General features: G+C 60.8%; 16 protein-coding genes and 1 pseudogene. 12 read left to right on the top strand and 5 right to left on the bottom strand.

Going from position 1 to position 19,124, the window contains the following annotated elements:
- Window positions 1-134: 134 nt before the first annotated feature.
- From KJB29_RS13325 to KJB29_RS13300, 7 genes are all read left to right on the top strand, one after another.
- Window positions 135-2,597 (top strand): putative bifunctional diguanylate cyclase/phosphodiesterase, encoded by a 2,463-nt coding sequence (locus KJB29_RS13325; protein ID WP_215734967.1) that lies wholly within the window; start codon window positions 135-137, stop codon window positions 2,595-2,597.
- 152 nt (window positions 2,598-2,749) lie between these two features.
- Window positions 2,750-4,717, top strand: a complete 1,968-nt coding sequence (locus KJB29_RS13320) for a cache domain-containing protein (protein ID WP_215734966.1) — start codon at window positions 2,750-2,752, stop codon at window positions 4,715-4,717.
- 38 nt (window positions 4,718-4,755) lie between these two features.
- Window positions 4,756-6,138, top strand: coding sequence for a sigma-54-dependent transcriptional regulator (locus KJB29_RS13315; RefSeq protein WP_215734965.1), 1,383 nt, complete (start codon window positions 4,756-4,758; stop codon window positions 6,136-6,138).
- A gap of 433 nt (window positions 6,139-6,571) precedes the next feature.
- Window positions 6,572-6,763 (top strand): hypothetical protein, encoded by a 192-nt coding sequence (locus KJB29_RS13310; RefSeq protein ID WP_004514094.1) that lies wholly within the window; start codon window positions 6,572-6,574, stop codon window positions 6,761-6,763.
- Between the two features lie 19 nt (window positions 6,764-6,782).
- Window positions 6,783-6,905, top strand: coding sequence for a hypothetical protein (locus KJB29_RS19580; RefSeq protein ID WP_004514095.1), 123 nt, complete (start codon window positions 6,783-6,785; stop codon window positions 6,903-6,905).
- Window positions 6,886-7,137, top strand: a complete 252-nt coding sequence (locus tag KJB29_RS13305) for a hypothetical protein (protein ID WP_004514096.1) — start codon at window positions 6,886-6,888, stop codon at window positions 7,135-7,137. Before KJB29_RS19580 ends, KJB29_RS13305 begins: the two co-directional genes overlap by 20 nt.
- Window positions 7,138-7,147: 10 nt before the next feature.
- A complete protein-coding gene (locus tag KJB29_RS13300; protein ID WP_215734964.1) occupies window positions 7,148-8,197 on the top strand; it encodes a hypothetical protein in 1,050 nt (349 codons plus the stop codon).
- A gap of 104 nt (window positions 8,198-8,301) precedes the next feature.
- Here KJB29_RS13300 and KJB29_RS13295 read toward each other — a convergent pair whose 3' ends face one another.
- The gene (locus KJB29_RS13295; RefSeq protein WP_215734963.1) at window positions 8,302-8,958 is read right to left on the bottom strand and encodes a hypothetical protein; all 657 of its coding nucleotides are present in this window, start codon (window positions 8,956-8,958) and stop codon (window positions 8,302-8,304) included.
- A 167-nt stretch (window positions 8,959-9,125) separates the two neighbouring features.
- On the opposite strand from KJB29_RS13295, the gene glgA reads away from it, so the two are divergent.
- Window positions 9,126-10,634: a glycogen synthase GlgA gene (gene glgA, locus KJB29_RS13290; RefSeq protein ID WP_215734962.1), complete on the top strand. Its 1,509-nt coding sequence runs from the start codon at window positions 9,126-9,128 to the stop codon at window positions 10,632-10,634.
- 77 nt (window positions 10,635-10,711) lie between these two features.
- On the opposite strand, the gene KJB29_RS13285 is transcribed toward glgA, so the two are convergent.
- The 3 genes from KJB29_RS13285 to KJB29_RS13275 are packed head-to-tail and all read right to left on the bottom strand — an operon-like array spanning window position 10,712 to window position 13,151.
- Window positions 10,712-11,239: a DUF2721 domain-containing protein gene (locus KJB29_RS13285; protein WP_215734961.1), complete on the bottom strand. Its 528-nt coding sequence runs from the start codon at window positions 11,237-11,239 to the stop codon at window positions 10,712-10,714.
- Between the two features lie 5 nt (window positions 11,240-11,244).
- Complete coding sequence (locus KJB29_RS13280) at window positions 11,245-12,129, bottom strand: carbon-nitrogen hydrolase (RefSeq protein WP_281412951.1); 885 nt, start codon at window positions 12,127-12,129, stop codon at window positions 11,245-11,247.
- Complete coding sequence (locus tag KJB29_RS13275; RefSeq protein WP_215734960.1) at window positions 12,126-13,151, bottom strand: agmatine deiminase family protein; 1,026 nt, start codon at window positions 13,149-13,151, stop codon at window positions 12,126-12,128. Before KJB29_RS13275 ends, KJB29_RS13280 begins: the two co-directional genes overlap by 4 nt.
- A gap of 271 nt (window positions 13,152-13,422) precedes the next feature.
- On the opposite strand from KJB29_RS13275, the gene KJB29_RS13270 reads away from it, so the two are divergent.
- Window positions 13,423-15,075 (top strand): methyl-accepting chemotaxis protein, encoded by a 1,653-nt coding sequence (locus KJB29_RS13270; RefSeq protein ID WP_215734959.1) that lies wholly within the window; start codon window positions 13,423-13,425, stop codon window positions 15,073-15,075.
- A 124-nt stretch (window positions 15,076-15,199) separates the two neighbouring features.
- On the opposite strand, the gene KJB29_RS13265 is transcribed toward KJB29_RS13270, so the two are convergent.
- Window positions 15,200-17,119 carry an MASE3 domain-containing protein gene (locus tag KJB29_RS13265; protein WP_215734958.1) on the bottom strand — a complete coding sequence of 640 codons (1,920 nt, stop codon included), beginning with the start codon at window positions 17,117-17,119 and terminating at the stop codon, window positions 15,200-15,202.
- An 82-nt stretch (window positions 17,120-17,201) separates the two neighbouring features.
- On the opposite strand from KJB29_RS13265, the pseudogene nudC reads away from it, so the two are divergent.
- The 3 genes and pseudogenes from nudC to KJB29_RS13250 all read left to right on the top strand — a co-directional run.
- A pseudogene (gene nudC / locus KJB29_RS13260) lies at window positions 17,202-18,158 on the top strand (NAD(+) diphosphatase); the annotation flags it as partial.
- A 90-nt stretch (window positions 18,159-18,248) separates the two neighbouring features.
- Window positions 18,249-18,689 (top strand): DUF4149 domain-containing protein, encoded by a 441-nt coding sequence (locus KJB29_RS13255; protein ID WP_215735036.1) that lies wholly within the window; start codon window positions 18,249-18,251, stop codon window positions 18,687-18,689.
- A 279-nt stretch (window positions 18,690-18,968) separates the two neighbouring features.
- Window positions 18,969-19,121, top strand: coding sequence for a hypothetical protein (locus tag KJB29_RS13250; protein ID WP_215734957.1), 153 nt, complete (start codon window positions 18,969-18,971; stop codon window positions 19,119-19,121).
- The last annotated feature ends 3 nt before the right edge of the window (window positions 19,122-19,124 follow it).

Genomic DNA, 19,124 nt, shown 5'->3' with positions numbered 1-19,124 from the left:
GCATTGGCAAACTTTTCCCCTTTGGGAGTAAAAAGTTTCGATTCTTTGCCGATATAATAGTATAGGTGAAGTTCGGGGAGGAGCTGTTTGTCCCCATGGACACGCACCGGGCAAGGAAAGGATAGTCGGACACCATGCGGATACGGACCACGTTGACGGCGGGTTGCTTCATTTTCGCCCTGCTCACCGCGCTGGTGGGATACTTCGGCGGCCGTGCCATTACCAAAATCAGCGGAGAGTTCGACCGGGTGGCCGAGGAGGTTTTTCCTCTCCTCAGGACGCTGGAGGACCTCCGCTTTGCCGGTCTTCGGATCGTTTCCTCATCCGCCGAGCATACCCTTATCGTGAAACAGAGGGGCGATGCCGCGCGGCGAGGGGACTCGATTGTATTGGCCTCGTCAGGAATCGAGACCCTTGATGAGGCCCTCGCACGGCTGCAGTCGCTGAGTTCCTCCCTCGACCCCGAAGAGCGCCCTCTGGTGGCCGATGTGGATCGGGCCGGGCGAAGGCTTCTCGAAACGAGCAGGGTGCATCTGCGGCTGGTCCTGTCGGAAGCCCCGGAGGCTGAGCTTCGCAGCATTCGTGAGCGGTCACGGGGGGAGGAGGGGGCCTTCTTTGCAGCGGTCAGTCAGGCCTTTGCCCACAAAAGCGAGGAACTCGACGCCGCCAAGGCCGAGGTGCGGCAAGCGATCAGAACAGCACAGTTCACCATTGCCGTGGCCTCGCTGGTTGCCCTCGTTCTCGCCATCGGCGGCGGGTCCCTCGTCGCCGCTTCCATTTCCCGTCCCATAGCGCTTCTCCGCGACGGCGTCGAACAGGTGGGGCAGGGGCTTCTCGATACGCGGGTCGAGGTGACGGCCCGCAACGAGATCGGCACCCTCGCCGCCGCCTTCAATCGGATGACAGGGGAGCTGCAATTCACCAAGAACGAGATCGTCACGGCGAGGAACTTCCTCGACAACGTGATCCAGTCCATGGCCGACGCCCTCGTCATCCTCTCCACCGACTGGACGATCATCAGCGTCAATCCGGCCCTCTGTACCATCCTGGGCTATGGCGAGAACGAACTCCTGGGGAGTCCCTTCGGCCGGATTGTCGCCGGCGGTGCGGAGGAGAGAGAACTCCTGCGTGAAATGGCCGAGCGGGGGCAGGTGCCGGAACGGGAACTCATCTACCTTGCCAGGGATGGTGCCGCCATCCCGGTTTCCGTTTCCGGAGCGGTCATGAGAAGCCCCACCGGCGAGGTGGTGGGGATTGTCTGCATCGCCCATGACATCAGCGAGCGGAAGCGGTCCGAGGAGGAGATCCGCCGGCTGGCTTTCTACGACCCCCTTACCCGGCTCCCCAACCGCAGCCTCTTTCAGGACAAGCTCGCCCAGGCCATCCGGCGGAGCCGCACCGACGGCGACATGATCGCCCTTCTCTTCCTCGACCTGGACCGGTTCAAGGACATCAACGACACACTGGGGCATGCCTACGGCGATCAGCTCCTGGTGGCCGTTGCCGCCCGGCTTGGCGACAATCTTCGTCCCACCGAGTTTCTTGCGCGGCTCGGCGGCGACGAGTTCGTGTTTCTGGTTACCGGCCTCCGCGACAAGAGGAGCGCCGGGAGCCTCGCCCATTCCATTCTCGAATTGCTCAACACCCCCTTCGAGATCGACGACAAGGAGTTGTTCATTTCGACGAGTATCGGCATTGCCCTCTCCCCCGGTGACGGCGATGACGGCGACACCCTCCTGACCCACGCCGACATGGCCCTTTACGCGGCCAAGGAGCAGGGGCGAAACGCCTTCAGCTTCTTCTCCGAGGAGCTGAACCGCGAGGCCCGGGAGCGCCGCTACCTTGAGGGGAGCCTCCACCGTGCCCTCGCCAACGACGAGTTCTTCCTGGAGTACCAGCCACAAATAGAGCTACGCGGCGGAAGGGTCTTCAGTTTCGAGGCCCTGGTGCGCTGGCAGCATCCCGAAGACGGGCTTATCTACCCGAATCGTTTCATCCCGGTGGCGGAGGAGACCGGACTCATTCGGCGGCTCGGCGAGTGGGTCCTGCGGACCGCCTGCCTCCAGTGCCGGCAGTGGCAGCAGCCGGGGCTTCCGCCGGTACGGGTGGCGGTCAACGTGTCGGGGTACCAGTTCAACCAGCCGGGGTTCATCGACATGGTCGACCGGGTCCTGGAGGAAACGGAGCTTGATCCGGAACTCCTGGAACTGGAACTGACCGAAAGCTCCCTCATGGCCGGAGCCCAGGAATCCATCATGACCCTCATCGACCTGAAGGTCCGGGGGATCCACCTGGCCATCGACGATTTCGGCACCGGCTACTCTTCCCTCAGCTACCTCAAGCACTTTCCCCTCGACCGCCTCAAGATCGACCGCTCCTTTGTCCGGGACATCGTCAAGGACCTGGACGACCGGGCCATTGTCGAGGCCATTATCGCCATGGCCCACAGCCTGGGGTTGCGGGTCCTGGCCGAGGGGGTCGAACATGAGGATGAACTGGAGCTGCTCAAGGAGCGGGGGTGCGACGAAGTGCAGGGGTTTTACTTCGCCCATCCCCTGCTGCCCGCGGCGGTCGAGGAGAACCTGAAAGTCCGCTGAAATCCCCCCGCTGTTCCCCCCATGGGGTTCGCCGCCTCCCGTTTCAGATTTCCCCGTAACGCTTTCGCAATTCTGCAAATAATACTGGATTTTTTTATGACGTATACATAGTATGTCCTTTGACTTCGCTAACTTTCAGGACAGGGGACCCCGTGCGCCGCTATTTTTTTGCCTTCATGAACAACCTGAAGCTGCGCTGGAAGATGCTGGTGCTGGTGCTCCCCCTCGTGACGGTTCCGATCGTTCTGGTCGGTGGGGTCATCAGCTACATTTCAACCCAACAGGCGTACCGGGGGATCACTCAGACCAGCAAGGACGACCTGGCCCACATGGCCAGTTTCACCATCGACCTCCTCAATTCCCACTACCAGCAGTTCCAGGTATACAAGCAGGACAAGCAGCGGAGCACCAACCTGGAACTGGCCACCCTCACCACCCTTGCCTACAACATGGTGGAGGCCCAGCATCGCCAGTACAAGAGCGGCAAGGTCGACCTCCGAACCGCCAAGGAAGAGGCCCGCAAGGCTCTGAAACGGGTCAACGTGGGGACGACCGGCTACATCTACGCCATGTCCACCAAGGGGGATCTGGAGGTGCACATCGCCCGGGAGGGGGAGAACGTCTACGAGGAGAAGGACGAGAACGGCCGCCCCTTCATCCGGATCATGTGCGAGAACGCCCTGAAGTCCAAGCCGGGGGAGGTCCTCTACATCGTCTACCCCTGGCGCAACCCGGTGCTCGGCGACAAGTATCCCCGCAACAAGGTGGTTGCCTACCGTTATTTCCGGGAGTGGGACTGGATCATCGCCTCGGGGGGCTACCTGGAGGAGACCTACGAAGACCTCGCCTTTGAGCGCCGCTCGTTCCAGGAGCTGAAGGATAAGATCAAGAGCAAGAAGGTGGGGGATACCGGCTACATTTTCTGCATGGACGACAAGGGGAACTTCACCGTTCACCCCGGCGGGGAGGGGAAGAATTTCCTCAACGCCGTGGATTCCAGCGGCCACAAGTTCATCAAGGAAATGGTGGAGAAGAAGCGGGGCTGGATCCGCTATCCCTGGCTCAACCCCGGGGAAAAGAACCCGCGGATGAAGATCGTCCGCTACGACTACTTCAAGCCGTGGGGATGGATTGTGGCGGTCGGCTCCTACGAGGACGAGTTCTACGGGGAGGCCAACAAGATCCGGGGTCGGATCGCGGCTTCCATGACGCTGCTGACCATCGTCACGAGTGTTGTAGCCACCGGGCTGGTCTTCCTGGCCGCCAAGATTTTCACCCAGCCCATCATGCACATGATCGACGTGATCCGCAAGGTGAAGAAAGGGCGGCTCGACGAGCAGATGGAGGTGGATGCGGGGGACGAGCTGGGCGAGATGGCCTCTGCCTTCAACCTGATGACCGCCATGATCCGCCAGAACAAGGAGATGGAGGCAAGCCTCGCCCAGCAGGGGAAGATGGCGTCCCTCGGTGTCCTCTCTTCGGGAGTGGCCCACGAGATCAACAACCCCCTCGGGGTCATCCTCGGCTACGCCTCCTACATCGAGGGGAAAACCAGCGAGGATGATCCCAACTACAAGTATATCCACGAGATCAAGCGGGAGAGTAAGCGGTGCAAGAAGATCGTCCAGGATCTCCTCTCCTATGCCCGCACCCCCAAGCCGGCCCTGGAGTGGACCGACGTGAACGACCTGCTGGGGCAGATTGTCGATTTCGCCGCCAATCACACCGACATGCACCACGTGACCGTCGTGAAGGATTTCTCCCCCGAATTGCCCCGGGTCATGGTCGACGGCGACCAGATCAGGCAGGTGGCCATCAACCTGATCCTGAACGCCGGAGCCGCCATGTCCGGGGAAGGGACCCTGACGGTGAAATCGTTCCTGGACGGCGAGGGGTACGTGACCATCGTCTTCAGCGATAACGGGGCGGGAATTCCCGCCGAGGACATCGAAAAGATTTTCGAGCCCTTCTTCACCACCAAGGCCAAGGGGACAGGGCTCGGCCTTGCCATCACGAAGCAGATCATCGAGATGCACCATGGCAAGATCAGCATCCTGAGCGAGGTGGGGAATGGAACCGACGTGATTGTGAAGCTGCCGGTGGACCGGGACGAGCTGTGACGGCCGGTAGGAACGAATTTTTTCCACAGGGGTAGAGAGTGTCCGAAAACAAGCGCATCATGCTCATCGACAACGAAGAAGGGCTCTGCCGGATGATGGAGGCCGTGCTTCTCGACAGCGGCTACGCCGTGAAGGGGTACACTCGCTCCTTCGAGGCGGTGGAGGAGTTTCGGCCCGGCGACTGGGATCTGGTGGTCTCGGACATCAAGATGCCGGGGATGGATGGTCTGGAGGTGCTCCAGCGGATCAAGGCCAAGGAGCCGACGATTCCGGTCATCATGATCACCGCCTACGCCACGGTGGAGATGTCGATCCAGGCCCTGCGCCGGGGTGCCTACGACATGCTGACCAAGCCCTTCGAGCCCGAGGAGCTCCTCTACCGGGTGAAAAACGCCCTCAAGCACACCGAGCTTCTGGAAGAGAACCGGGAGCTGCGCGAGAAGCTGGTGGGTAAGTTCCGCTTCGACAACATAATCGGCGCCTCGGACGGGCTCAAGGGGGTTTTGGAGAAGGTGGAGAAAATCGCCATCCGGGACACGTCGGTGCTCATCACCGGCGAGTCGGGGACCGGCAAGGAGCTCATCGCCCAGGCTATCCACTACAACTCGGTCCGCAAGGAGAAGAAGTTCGTGGCCATCAACTGCGGTGCCCTGCCGGAGACGCTTCTGGAAAGCGAGCTCTTCGGCTACCGCAAGGGGGCCTTCACCGGCGCCAAGGAAAACCGCCAGGGGCTTCTGGAAGCGGCCGACGGGGGGACTCTGTTTCTGGACGAGGTGGGGAACCTCCCCATGAACGTGCAGAAGACGCTTCTCCGTTTCCTCCAGGAGCAGGAGTTTCTCCGCATCGGCGACACCACCCCTACCAAGGTGGACGTGCGGATCATCTCGGCCACCAACGCCGACCTGCGGGAAGGGGTCAAGAGCGGCGCCTTCCGGGAGGACCTCTACTACCGCCTCAACGTGGTGAACCTCCATCTCCCGCCGCTGCGGGAGCGCAAGGGGGATATCCCGCTCCTGGCGGCCCATTTCATTGCCCAGCAGAACAAGAAATTCGACACCGCCATCAAGGGGTTGTCACCCGACTCCCTGGAAGCGGCCGTGGGCTATGCCTGGCCCGGCAACATCCGCCAGCTCAGGAACGTGATCGAGGCCTGCACCGCCATGGAGAACGGCAACTACATCACCCTGTCGGTCCTCTCCCAGTTCATCGAGCTTCCCGAGCCACAGGACGAGCCGGCCGTGGAGGCGGAAGGGGAGGAGGGTGCCTACGCCCAGGCCCTTTCCCGCTTCGAGATGGACTACATCCGGGGACTGTTGCGGAAAAACCACGGCAACGTGGAGGCCGCCGCCCGGGAGGCGGGGATGAACATGGCCACCATCTACCGGAAAATGAAGAAGTACAACCTGCGCCGCGAAGAATAGCTCCAGCTCCCTCTCTCATCTTTGCATTTTTGCAAAACCCCGAAGAATCCCCCTCGCACCCCTGCGAGGGGAAGGGCCGCAATGTTGTAAATGACAGCAATGTCAATGTGTTATGCTCTGTTGACGGTCTCCGTAGCCGCCTCTCTCCGCCTCGCCGCCACTTCTCTCCTTGCATGCCTGCAAAAACACCGTTAGATATCTCTCCTCGCTTTCGGTTCACAGTGAACTGAATACTGTTTTTAAGTATTTGTAATTACGTGATATTTGGTTTGTAAAAATATTTTCACCGATTTGGTATACAGGTTGCTCTTACCAAAATCAGTTACTCCTTCGAAAAGCATGGGTCGGAGCCGGGGATGGTGACGACCAGATGAACCGGCACTCCTCCCATGCGCGGCAGAAAAACCGAAACGGTTTAGTGATAGAGGTTCCCATGAAGGACGGAATTGTCTGCCCCTTCTACGGCAAGAGCGATGACATCTGCGACGTGGGGTGCGGTTACATCTCACCCCACGACGTCAACATGATCATCAAGTTCTGCAGCTGCCGGTACCGCGAGTGCATGAAGTACCAGGAACTGTCGGAACGGTTTCCCCACGAGGTACTTACACCGGTAAAGTGTTGAGCAATAAAAGGAGGAAGTCATGCTGTACAACCTGAGTCTGCACCTTGATGGACCGTATATCCTGTATGCCCTGACGATTGTGGCGGCCTTAACGGTTATTTCTTTGGTAAAGGAGAAGAGAGATGAGCGAAAGAGAGCTTGAACTGCTGGCTAGGATTGAGCAACTGGAGCGGCACACCTGGCGCAACAGCGCCATCCTCCGTGCGGTAGCCATGGTGGCCGGCACTGCCATGATAGGTCTCTTCATCGCCTCGGGGGTTGTGGGGGGCGGCCACGGGAGCCACTGGAGCGGACCGGCCTGGAACACCATGTGGCTTTATGGCCTGTTCGCGGCGAATGCGGTGTCCATGTTCTGGACAACCCATAAGAACTAGGAGAATAGCCATGCCAATGTCAATCAAGAACGCAATCCTGCTCTTCGTGGTGGTGGCCCTTTGCGCCGCCTTCAGCATGAGAATATTCCAGGGGCTCGACGAGATGATGGGCGACCAGTACTGGGTCGTAGACACCACCCAGGGAGACCACGGCTGGTACGCCATGGGGCTTCTTCCCCATGTGAAGCTGATGGCCAAGGACGTGGTCAAGGCCGTAAACACCGACGCCGACAAGAGCAACAACTACGAAATCTATGCCCAGGCGGGCGATTTTGCCGGCAACTCGGTTTACGGGATCTGCTACGGCATCCCCCTTATCATGTACCTGATCTGGTTCGCTTTCATACTTGGCTTCCCTGACCGGGTCGACCCGTATCTGCTGCCGCGCAAGATATTCACCCTTGCGGTCATTACCTGCTGCTCGATTGTCGTGAACCTCTTCCTGATGAGGATCACCGCCGACTTCGCCACCGACCCCATGTCGCGCATCGCCAACGTGGCGGGCAACCACGCATCGCTTCTGTTCCATAATGCCGGCATCTGGTTCGCGATCCTCTTCTCTGCCCTGGGAACCCATGCCCACTCCGCCCAGGAAACGTCGGCTCCCGACAGCCGCCAGTGGCAGACCCAGGCCAACGAGAAGTTCTCCTGGATGTTTATCCTCCTGGGCGCCGTGACCGTGCTTGAGCTCTTCCTGGTGAAGGGCAAGCTTGCCCTCCCCGACGCGGCAGTCGACTACTCGGTCTGGCTCATCTGGGTCGTGATTTTCATGCGGATGTTCGGCTTCTCTCCCAAGTACTGGATGAAGCGTGGCCGTGGCCTTGCCATCATGTTTGTCGGTACTGCCCTGACCCTTGTGGCATTCTACTTCCTGGAGCGGTTTACCGGGAACCTCGGCGCCGGCTTCGCTTCGCCGGTTCTTGCCAAGGCGCTTGGTGTGGAGAACCAGAACATCGGCCTCTCCCTCATGATCTCCATCTACCTGATCTTCTGGATGGAGTTCTCCGCGGCCATCCGGATGAACGGTCCGGCCAAGAGTGCGGTGGAACAAAAGCATTAAGGCAGGGACCCGGGACCGGGGATCGGGACCGGGAAAAACCTGAAAAACAGAAGAGGCGGCGGGATTTCCCGTCGCCTCTTCGCGTTTATGCCGTCTTGGCTTTCTTATGCGCGGTGTTCCACGACCACCTGCAGCCCCTCCAGCTCTTCTTCCAGAGATGCAATGAGACGCTCCACCATCTCCCGGTAGTCGCCGGGAAGCTCCTCTACCCCACGCAGGGCGGTGTCGAGGCGTCGCGCCGCGCCGAGGGCCGCTTTCAGGGGGACCGACGGGTCGCTCACGGGTTCCTCCCGGGTCTTGGCCACCTCTTTGAACTGCTTCAGCACCGTGGGGTGGCTCCGTTCCTGCTCCACGACGCTCTTGCGCAGCTCCGCGTACTCCTCGTCGGAGAACCCCTTCTCCTCCCGGGCCTGGCGCAGGAGGTCGATGGAGCGGTAGTCGGGGAAGGGGCGGGGCTCTTCGCGGCGCGCCATGAGCTCCGGCTCGTTCCTCTCCATGAAGCGGTACGCGAGAGTCAGCTTCTGGGCCGTCTCCTTCTTGATCCTGATCTCCTTGGTGCAGTAATCCTCGAAGCTCCCGTAGCCCCATTCCTTGTAGAGGTCCCGTGAGCTGACGGCCAGGAGCCGGTCCCCCAGTTCTACCCACGATGATTTGAAGCGCTTGGCGGTCTCCAGCACCTGGAAGCGCTCAGACGAGGGGTCCAGCTCCCCCATGATGCGTTCGATGAAGCGTTCGCCCGAGGATTTGGGGATGTCGGTCATGATCGGTTCTCCTTGTTCGGTTCTCTTTCGAGTGATACCACAGAACGCCTCCCGCACCAACGGCAGAATGAATCGGCACCATGTTTTGCCTTGGCTGGGGATAACGGTTCGGGGTACAATTCACAAGTTTGCTATCGATTTCTATTGTAACGAGGGAGTTCCCATCGATGAAAAAACTGAAGATCCTCATGGCCGCCTCAGAGTGCGTCCCCTTTGCCAAGGAGGGGGGGCTCGCCGATGTGGTGGGGGTGTTGCCGAAGCACCTGGCCCGCATGGGGCACGACGTGCGGGTGGTGATGCCCCGCTACCGGAGGGTGGACCGGGAGCGCTATGGGCTGCGGCAGCTCCCCGGCGTGCTCGTGGTTCCCATGGGGATCATCGGCAACCAGTACTGCGGCGTGTGGGAAGGGAGGATTCCGGGAAGCGACGTCCCGGTCTATTTCCTGGAGCATGAGGGATACTATGACCGTGACGGTCTCTACGAGGTGAACAACGAGGGATATCTCGATAATGACAACCGCTTCGTCTTCCTCTCCAAGGCGGCCCTGGAGCTCCCCAAGATGATCGGTTTCGAGCCGGACCTCCTCCACGCCCACGACTGGCATACGGCGGCCATCCCGGTCCTCGTCAATACCACCTATGCCGCCGATCCCTACGTTGGTGGGAAGGCCACGGTCCTCAGCGTCCACAACATGCAGCACCAGGGGAACTTTTACGAGGGGCTCATGGATGTCCTCGGCATCGGCTGGGAGCACTTCACCTTTCTGGGGCTGGAAAACAACGGCGAGACAAACCTCCTCAAGGGGGGGCTTTACCACGCCACGGTCCTCAATACCGTGAGCGAGGGGTATGCCCGGGAGATGCAGACCCCCGAATACGGCTGGGGGCTCGACGGGGTGGTGCGGGAGCGGGCGGCCGACCTCTACGGCATTCTGAACGGGGTCGACTACGACGACTGGAACCCGGAGGTGGACCCCTACATCGCAGCCCGCTATTCGGCCGCCGACCGGTCGGGAAAAAAACTCTGCAAGCGGGACCTCCAGCGGACCTTCGGGCTTCCCGAACGGGACGACGTCCCCCTCTTCGGCATGGTGTCGCGGCTCGTGAAGCAGAAGGGGGTCGACATCCTGGCCGAGGCGATCCACCGCATCCTCGCCCTCGATGTCCAGTTCGTCATGCTCGGGGCTGGCGAGCCCTGGACCCACTTCTATTTCGGCGATATCAAGAACGCCTATCCGGAGAAGTTCAACCTCCACGTGGGGTACAACAACCCCCTCTCCCACCAGATCGAGGCAGGGGCCGACTTTTTCCTCATGCCGAGCGCCTTTGAGCCGTGCGGCCTCAACCAGATGTATTCGCTCCGCTACGGCACCCTTCCCATCGTCAGGGCCACGGGGGGGCTCGACGACAGCGTGGAGAACTTCGACGATAAGACCCTTGCCGGCACCGGCTTCAAGTTCTGGAGCCGCGACGCCGGGGCGCTCTTCGACACCGTCGGCTGGGCGGTCCACACCTGGTACCACCGCAAGGACGCCATGGAGCGGCTCATTGCCAATGCCATGGCCAAGCGCTTCACCTGGGAGGATGCGGCAGCCAAATATGAGGATCTCTACGGTCAGGCCCTTCGCAAGCGCCTGGGCGAGAAGGAATTTGCCCGGCGGTACGGCAAGGGGTAATCCTGCAGCAGGTTGTAGGGAATAGAAAACATGACGGGGGAGTGGGCGCGATGCCCGCTCCCCGTTTTCGTGTGGGATCAAGTGTGCTTGCCGCGTTCCTCCTCGTGGCGGTCTTCCAAGTATTTGATGAACCGGATATGCCGGTTGATGAAGGTGAGGTTGTAGCGGCTCTCGTAGAGGAGCAGCGCGCTGGCGGCGAAGAGGAAGAGTCCTCCTGCCAGGGCCAGGGCCGTGGGAATCCAGCTGGTGGCAGAGCTGCCGTAGGCCACGTTGAAGGCGATGGCGAGGCTCGCGGCAATGAAAAACGCGGTGGCCGTGTAGAGGGCCGACAGGGCCTTCTGCATGAGTCCGGCCCGGATGTGCTGGATCTCCACCTGGGTGCGGATTACGGCGAGCCGCTCATCGGCGTGGGAGAGTTTCCCCGCCAGTACCGCCTCCAGCTCGCCCTTGAGGCTGTTCACCCGGTCGAAGATCCGCCCCAGTCGGTTGGAGGTGGAGAAGATGAGGGTGCCGGCGGCGGAGATGAGCACCGCCGGCGTGATCATGGAGGTGAGAATCTTGGTGCTGGCGAGGGCTTCGAGGAGTTCCTTGTCCTGAAGTGCCATGGCGGTTAGTCCCGGTAGCGCTTCAGGAGATCCCCGTACGCCTCGATCCGCCGGTCCCGCAGGAACGGCCAGATGCGGCGCACCGCCTCGCTGCGGGCCAGATCGATCTCGGTGATGAGAAGCTCCTCGTGGCTGTTGGCCGCCTGGACGATAATCTCCCCCTGGGGGCCGGCCACGAAGCTGGAGCCCCAGAACTGGCTCCCCGGCAGGATGCCGGAGGGGTCGGGCTCGTGACCCACCCGGTTCACGCTCACCACCGGGATGCCGTTGGCTACGGCGTGGGCCCGTTGGATGGTGATCCAAGCCTCTTTCTGGCGGACCTTCTCCTCGTCCTCGTCCCGGGGGTCCCAGCCGATGGCGGTGGGGTAGATGAGTATCTCGGCCCCGGCAAGGGCCATGAGACGGGCCGCTTCGGGGTACCACTGGTCCCAGCAGACAAGGACTCCCAGTTTTCCGACCGAGGTCCGGATCGGCTCGAACCCCAGATCGCCGGGGGTGAAGTAGAACTTCTCGTAGTAGCCGGGATCATCGGGGATGTGCATCTTGCGGTATGTACCCGCGATGGTCCCGTCCTTCTCGAAGACCACGGCGGTATTGTGGTAGAGCCCCGGCGCCCGCTTCTCGAAGAGGGACGAGACGAGCACCACGCCGAATTCCTTGGCCACTCCCCCCAGGAGTTCGGTGGTGGGGCCGGGGATCTCCTCGGCCAGGTCGAAGTGGCCGGTCTCCTCGTTCTGGCAGAAATAGGGGCCGCAGTGCAGCTCCTGGAGCACCACCAGCTTCGCCCCCAGGGCGCTCGCCTTGCGGATGTTTTCGATGCTCTTGGCCAGGTTCAGGTCTTTGTCGGCGGTGCAGCTCTGCTGCACGAGGCCGACGGTCAAGCTCTTCATGGAAGCACTCCTTTTGGTATCTGCATGGTCACGCAGTGCAGTGACCCGTGCTGGAGGATGAGGGGACGGCAGTCGATGCCGACGATCTCCCTGCCCGGAAATGCCTGGCCGATGGCCGCCAGGGCTGCATCGTCGCCGGGGTCGCCGTAGGTGGGAACCAGGACGGCGCCGTTTATGACCAGATAGTTGGCGTAGGTGGCCGGAAGCCGCTCACCATCCTCGTTGTGGCAAGGGCGTGGCCAGGGGAGCGGAATCAGGCGGTAGGGGCTTCCCTCACTCGTTCGCATCGCTTTCAACTCTTTCTCCATGAGGAAGAGGGCCGGATAATGCTCGTCGGTGGCGTCGTCGCACCGGACGTAGACGATGGTGTCGTCGGGGGCGAGCCGTGCCAGGGTATCGATGTGGGAGTCGGTGTCGTCGCCGGCCAGCCAGCCGTTTTCCAGCCAGAGGATACGGTCTGCGCCGAACTGCTCCTTCAGGCTGATCTCGATCTGCTCCCGCGACAGGTGGGGGTTGCGGTTGGGGTTCAGGAGACACTCGGCGGTGGTCAGGATCGTCCCTTTACCGTCGCTCTCGATGCTTCCTCCTTCCAGGATGAGGCCTACGGTTTCCAGCGCGGTATTTCCGAAAGCGCCGTTCCGGTGAAGACGGCCGGTAATGAGGTTGTCCCGGTCTGCGGCGAACTTCAACCCCCAGCCGTTGAATCCGAAGTCAAGGAGCACGGGACTGCCGTCACGCTCCACGGTGAGTGGGCCGAAATCCCTTGCCCAGGTGTCATTTGTGGGAATTTCCACTATTCGCACCCGCTCTATCGATGCTCCTGCCGCGGAGAGAATGGCGGAAGTCCTTTCCCCTTCGGCAGCGACAATGAGCACGGTTTCGAAACGGGCGATTTCTTTGACTATCTGGGCAAAGACCAGTTCCACCATGGGAAGCCAGGGGAGCCAGTCGCTTTCCGCGTGGGGCCAGGCGAGGAGGACGCCGTCCTGCTCTTCCCATTCGGCCGGGAGGCGTGTGATCATGTTTCATTCCTTTGGGGCTGTTGCCGGTAAAGACAAGAAATCCTATAAAAAGTGGGGTGAAAATACAATGGATGATTTCATGTGCCCAATGGTTCATGGGGTTATTCGCTGAGACATCTTGCATATTAGTAGAACCGGTGTTTTGCAATTTTTTTCCATTTAACGCTCAAGGTGCGGAGATCCTGTCCGATAAGGAACGGAGTGGAGAGGATTGAATGTGAGTTAAAGCTCTTCTCATCTCTGCAATATCACTGCTGAAAGGGGTTCCTGTATGAGTTTCTGGAACAATCTCAAAGTAAAGGCGAAGCTGCTGATCATGGTGTGCGGAGTGTGCCTCTCGCTCATAGTGGTCGGGGGATTCGGTCTTGTCAATATGCGAGGCTTGTCCAAGCATATGGGGAATATCAGCTCCGGTATTGAGCATATTGCCCAAGTTTCTGAAATGAAAAGTGATTTCCTGCAGATGCGGCTCGCATTGGTGTATATGCTGGCACTGACGGATGCCGGCAAGATTGAGCAGAAGGAAGGCGAGTTCAAGAAAAGCGCGGCCTCGATCAAAGAGTCCCTTGACCAGTTTCTGAAATCCGGCATAACCGATGCGGAGAAGGCCCAGATTGCGGAATTCAAGAATGGGTACGATGCCTATGTGGCGGGTGGGGCCAAACTCGCAGAGATGGCGCGTTCGGCCGCTGCATCCGGAGACGCCGCTTCCCGCGCCGAAGCCGTGGCGTTTGCAACCGGGAGTGTTGCCCCGCTTTACGGCAATCCGGCAAAAATCATCGCTTCCCTTGTGGACGCCAATGTTAAGGATAGCAAAGCGATGTATGCGGAAGATATGGCGTCCTATCGGCGTGCCCTTGTGGAGATGTCAGTGGTCATGATTGTCTCCATTCTCCTGGCGCTTGCCGGTGGGGGGGCCATTGCCGCCTCCATCAGCCGCCCCCTCAATACGGTGCTCGCCATCTTGAGCCGGGTGGCATCCGGAGACCTTACCGCCCGCTCCGAAGTTGACACCGGCGATGAAATGGGAATTCTTTCCCGCCAAGTGAACACAACGGCGGAGAAAATGAACGAGATTATCGGACATGTTACCCAGAATGCTTCCCAGGTGACTGCTGCCGCAACGCAACTCCACGCCACTGCCATCCAGATGTCCACCGGTGCTGAGGAAGTTGCCCAGCAAGCCGCAACTGTGGCCACTGCCAGTGAGGAGATGGCCGCCACATCGGCGGAAATCGCCCAGAACTGCACCATGGCCGCCGAGAGCTCCCGCCACGCCAACGCGCGGGCGGAAACAGGCTCGTCGGTGGTTCAGGAGACCCTCGTTGTCATGAACCGGATTGCCGACCGGGTCCGCTCATCGTCCCAGGCCGTGGGGAGCCTCGGAGCGCGGAGCGACCAGATCGGAGAAATCGTAGGCACCATCGAGGATATTGCCGACCAGACAAACCTGCTTGCCTTGAATGCCGCCATTGAAGCGGCTCGGGCCGGCGAGCAGGGCCGCGGTTTTGCCGTGGTCGCCGACGAGGTGCGGGCGCTGGCTGAGCGGACCACCAAAGCCACCAAGGAAATCGCCCAGATGATCAAGGCCATCCAGGGAGAAACCAAAGGGGCGGTAACATCCATGGAGGAAGGGGTGCAGGAGGTGGAAAAGGGGACCACCGACGCTTCTTTGTCCGGTGAGGCGCTCCAGTCGATCCTCGAGCAGATCGGCGGCGTTACCATGCAGGTGAGCCAGATTGCCACGGCCAGCGAACAGCAGACCGCCACCACTTGCGAAATCAGCGAGAATATCCGGCAGATTACCGATGTTGTCGGGCACACGGCACGGGGAGCAGAGGAGTCGGCGCAGGCCGCGGAGCAGCTTGCCAGGCTGGCCGAGGACCTCCAGGTTCTGGTGGGGCAGTTCACGTTGGCTGCCTGAAGACCCATTGTTCCGCCGCCTGAGGGAGCTGCCCCGTCGTCGGCACAGCGTTAAGGCCCTAGCAAGAAAAAGCCCGCGAGTCGTCTCGCGGGCTTTTTGTGTGGCGGGGGCAGGGGAAGGGCTGTCAGAGAGAGAAGTAGAAGGTGGCCCCTTTTCCCTTCTCTCCTTCCGCCCAGATCCTTCCTCCGTGGCGCTGGACAATTCGGGCCACCGTGGCAAGGCCGATCCCTTCCCCCTTGAAGGATGCTTCCGTGTTGAGGCGCTGGAAGGGCAAGAAGAGGCGGTGGGCGTCGGCCATGTTGAAACCGACGCCGTTGTCGCGCACGAAAAATACCGGTTTGTCGCCCTGCAGAATCGTACCGAATTCGATGTGGGCCGCTTCCTGTGTGCCGGTGTACTTCCAGGCGTTGCCGAAGAGATTGTCGAGGATGATTTTCATCAGCCGTGGGTCGCCGTGGGTTGTCAGGTTGCCGGCAATGGCGAATGACACCTGTCGTTGGGGATGCCGTGCCTGAAGTTCCCCGGCCACCTCCTTCGCCAATGCGCTCAGGTCGACCGCCTCGGGGGAGATCTCGCCCCGGGAGATGTGGGCGAATCTGAGCAGCGTGTCGATGAGCCGGTTCATGCGGAGAGTCTCCCGGTGGATGATATCGACGAGTCTCTCGCATTGCGGGTCCAGCTCCTGGCCGAACAGCTCCTGAATGACCTGGGCGGCGCCGTTGATGTTGGTGAGGGGGCTCCTCAGGTCGTGGGACACCGTGTAGCTGAAGGCCTCCAACTCCTTGTTGGCAGCTTCCAGTTCCTGGTTGACCGCTTCCAGCTGTTCCACCGTCACTTCCAGTTCGCCGTTGGTGTCCTCCAGCATTTGGGCCCGTTGTGTCAATTCGGCGTTGAGGAGTTTCACCTCGCGTTCGGCCCGCCTCCGTGCGGTAACGTCCCGCACGATCCCCAGGAGGCACTTTCTGTTGTCAAGCTCGATCCCCACTGCCGAATAGAGTCCTTCGATGGTTTCTCCTTGTTTTTTGCGGAGGGTGACGTCACGATTGAGTACCTTCTCCCCCCTCTCCAAGGTCCCCATGATCTCGTCCCGTTGTTCCTGATCGACCCAGATGCCCATTTCCCGGGAAGCGCGGCCAAGCACCTCCTCGCGCTGCCACCCCAGGGTATTCTCGAAGGTCTCGTTCACCTCCAGGTACCTTCCCTCGGCCAGAGAGGTAATAACCATGATGGTCGGGGCGGTATGGAACGCCTTGGCGAATTTTTCCTCACTCTCCTTCAACTCCCGGAACAGGAGGTCATAGGGACGCGTCAGGCTGGTCTCCACCGTCCCCTTGTAGATCAGAAAAACCGCCGCCACCTTGAGGAGATGTCCCACCAGGTTGCTGAGGCCATAGACGTCCTCGTAAATGGTGAAGGCCAGTTCGGCCATGGCCATGAGCACGATGGCGGCGGAGAGAATGTTCACGATGCGCCGGTCAAAGAACTCCCGCTTCCTTCTCAGGAAGGCAAGGGCGGCCAGGAATATTACCGAAATGAAGTACTCGCTCCCGATCTTGAAAGGGGTGAGCCCGGTTCCTTCCTCAAAACACGGGGGGAATATTCCTCCGAAAATTGCGGCAATCAAGGTCGCCGTCACGGCCAGATAGGCCACCAGCGTGGCCCCGGGACGAAATGTGCGTCCGATGAAGAGAGGGGCCATGAAAAGCGAGATGCTTTGGATGTAGCGGGCAGTGATCCAGAGCTGGGTGGGAAGGTTGGGGCCGCTGCCGGGGAAGACCCCCATCCCCTTGTATGCCATCGCGTGGAGGAGGTCGACCCCCCCCACGCAGATATGGGCTATGCCGATGAACAGGAGATAGGGGCTGGTGGGGAAACGGCGGGCATTCCAGGCGATGACGAAAATCCCCCCCGACACCAGCACCGAGAACATTTCAGTCGCCGTGTGGAAGAGGAGATAGTTGCCGCGGCTCGCGATCCAGAGTCCGGCGAGGATTGCCGCCGCCATTGCGGCACTGGGCCACGGGACGGTTGTCTTCTCGGTCATAAGATGGATTCCGTCGTTGTTTATTGAAACGGTGGCGTCGCTGTTCGGAAAGAAACCGCTAATCCGGCTAGAGTATACAGATATGCCGCTGTCGGGCGCAACAGGGATTTTTTCACGCCGGGCCGGTGAAATGGTTATCGGTTGTTGCGTCGCCGCACGCCGGCAGGTATCCTTGAGCGAGTTCACCGGAGGTCTTCCCATGCCCTATCCCGACACGGCCAATCTCCCCTTTAACGCGACGGTCATCGCCGACGGTTTCACTCCCGAACCTCCCGATTCGGGGGGAGGTGCCGGGCCGGGCGTCTGGGCCGTTCTCCGCGGAAACTCCCTTGTGGTGGAAGAGCGCGGGGGAACCCTCGCGCTTCCCGAGGGTGAGCGGCCGCACTGGCTTTCCGCCGGGCGGGAGGCAATCACTATCGGCCGCTGGTACGGCCGTCCCCTCAGGATCGCCCGGATGTCGGCACAGGACCCGCTTCCCTCCCCGTTCGTGGCCGAACCCTTCAACGCAACGGGTGAGCGCCTCGACGACGCGACTCTCACCATCGGCGGCATGGCCCAACAGATCCTCCATTGGGAACGCGACAGCCGTTTCTGCGCCCGCTGCGGCGCTCCCCAGGATCGCTTGCCGGGCACCTGGGGCAAGCGCTGCCCTCCATGCGGCGTCGAGCATTTCCCACACATCCACCCCTGCGCCATCGTCCTCGTGAAGCGGGGGGACGAGTTTCTCCTCACCCGCAAGCCCGACTGGGCTCCGGGGCGCTACGGGCTCGTGGCGGGATTCCTCGACTTCGGCGAATCCCTGGAGGAGTGCGCCCGTCGCGAGGTGCGGGAGGAAACCGGGCTGGAGATCGGCGCCATCCGCTACGTGGGGAGCCAGTGCTGGCCCTTTCCGAGCCAGCTCATGGCGGGGTTCGTGGCCGAGTACGCCGGGGGCGAGATACGCGTTGACCATGCCGAGTTGGAGGATGCCCGCTGGTTCAGCCCTGACGCCATGCCGGCGTCGATCCCCCCCCGGCGGAGCATCGCCCGGTGGATTATTGATCGCTTCGCGATCGGGGACCGGGGACCGGGGACCAGGGACCAGGGACCGGGAAAACTCATAATACCATTCAGATCAAGGAGGATTGCCGTGTCATTTGTTCCCGCACTCTGTCGTCTGGCCGTGGCCCTCTGGGTGGGGGGCGCCGCCCTGTTCACCTTCGTGCTCACCCCCACCATCTTCAGAACAGAAACCCGCGACGCGGCGGGACGCATCGTCGGGTACCTCTTCCCCGGCTACTTCCGCTGGGGGCTGGCCTGCGGCGCCGTGGCCCTCCTGGCGCTTCTGCTCGCGCGGGGAAAGAACTGGATGCCGGCGGCGGTTCTCTTGGTCGTGATGTTGGCAGTCACCGCGTTCCAGGCCTTCCATGTGGAGCCGAAGGCCGCTCTTATCAAACAGCAGATTCCTTCCTTCGAAACCACCCCCAAGGATCACCCCATGCGCCGGGAGTTCTCCAAACTCCACGGCATCTCCGCTGTCTGTAATCTGTCGGTCATCGCCGGCGGCGTGGTGCTTATGGTCTTGTTGTAACAAGTTTTCAGGATATTCCTTTTTATGCACAGCCCCCCTGGTATCTGCCGGGCGGGGCTTTTTGTTTGTTCGTTGATAACGAATGGTGCCCCTTGTGGCGCCGATTTTGCCAAATAGCGCTAAGTGGTGTTTTTGATTGATAATTTCGTTGAATGATTTGCGTTGTTGAGACCTTTGTTTTCTAGGTTGTTATGAACTTGTGCCAAAAAAGTCACTATGTATGGCCATTGCCGGACACCGCCAGAAATCGAGAAACCATGGGAAAAAGGGGACACAATGATGAACGGGAAATGGTTGGTGATGATCGGCATGGTTGCCATGACCTGCGCTCTTCTCGCAGGGTGTGGTGGTGGCGGTAGCAGCAGTGGAGGAGGGGGCGGCGGAGGAGGCGGCGGCGTAACAACCGGAACAGTTACCGGGACGGCCAAGTAGGGA

Source organism: Geobacter grbiciae, assembly GCF_018531165.1.
Taxonomy (GTDB): domain Bacteria; phylum Desulfobacterota; class Desulfuromonadia; order Geobacterales; family Geobacteraceae; genus Geobacter; species Geobacter metallireducens.
The sequence above is the reverse complement of the archived record's forward strand: the minus strand, read 5'-3'. Positions and strand labels throughout refer to the sequence as shown.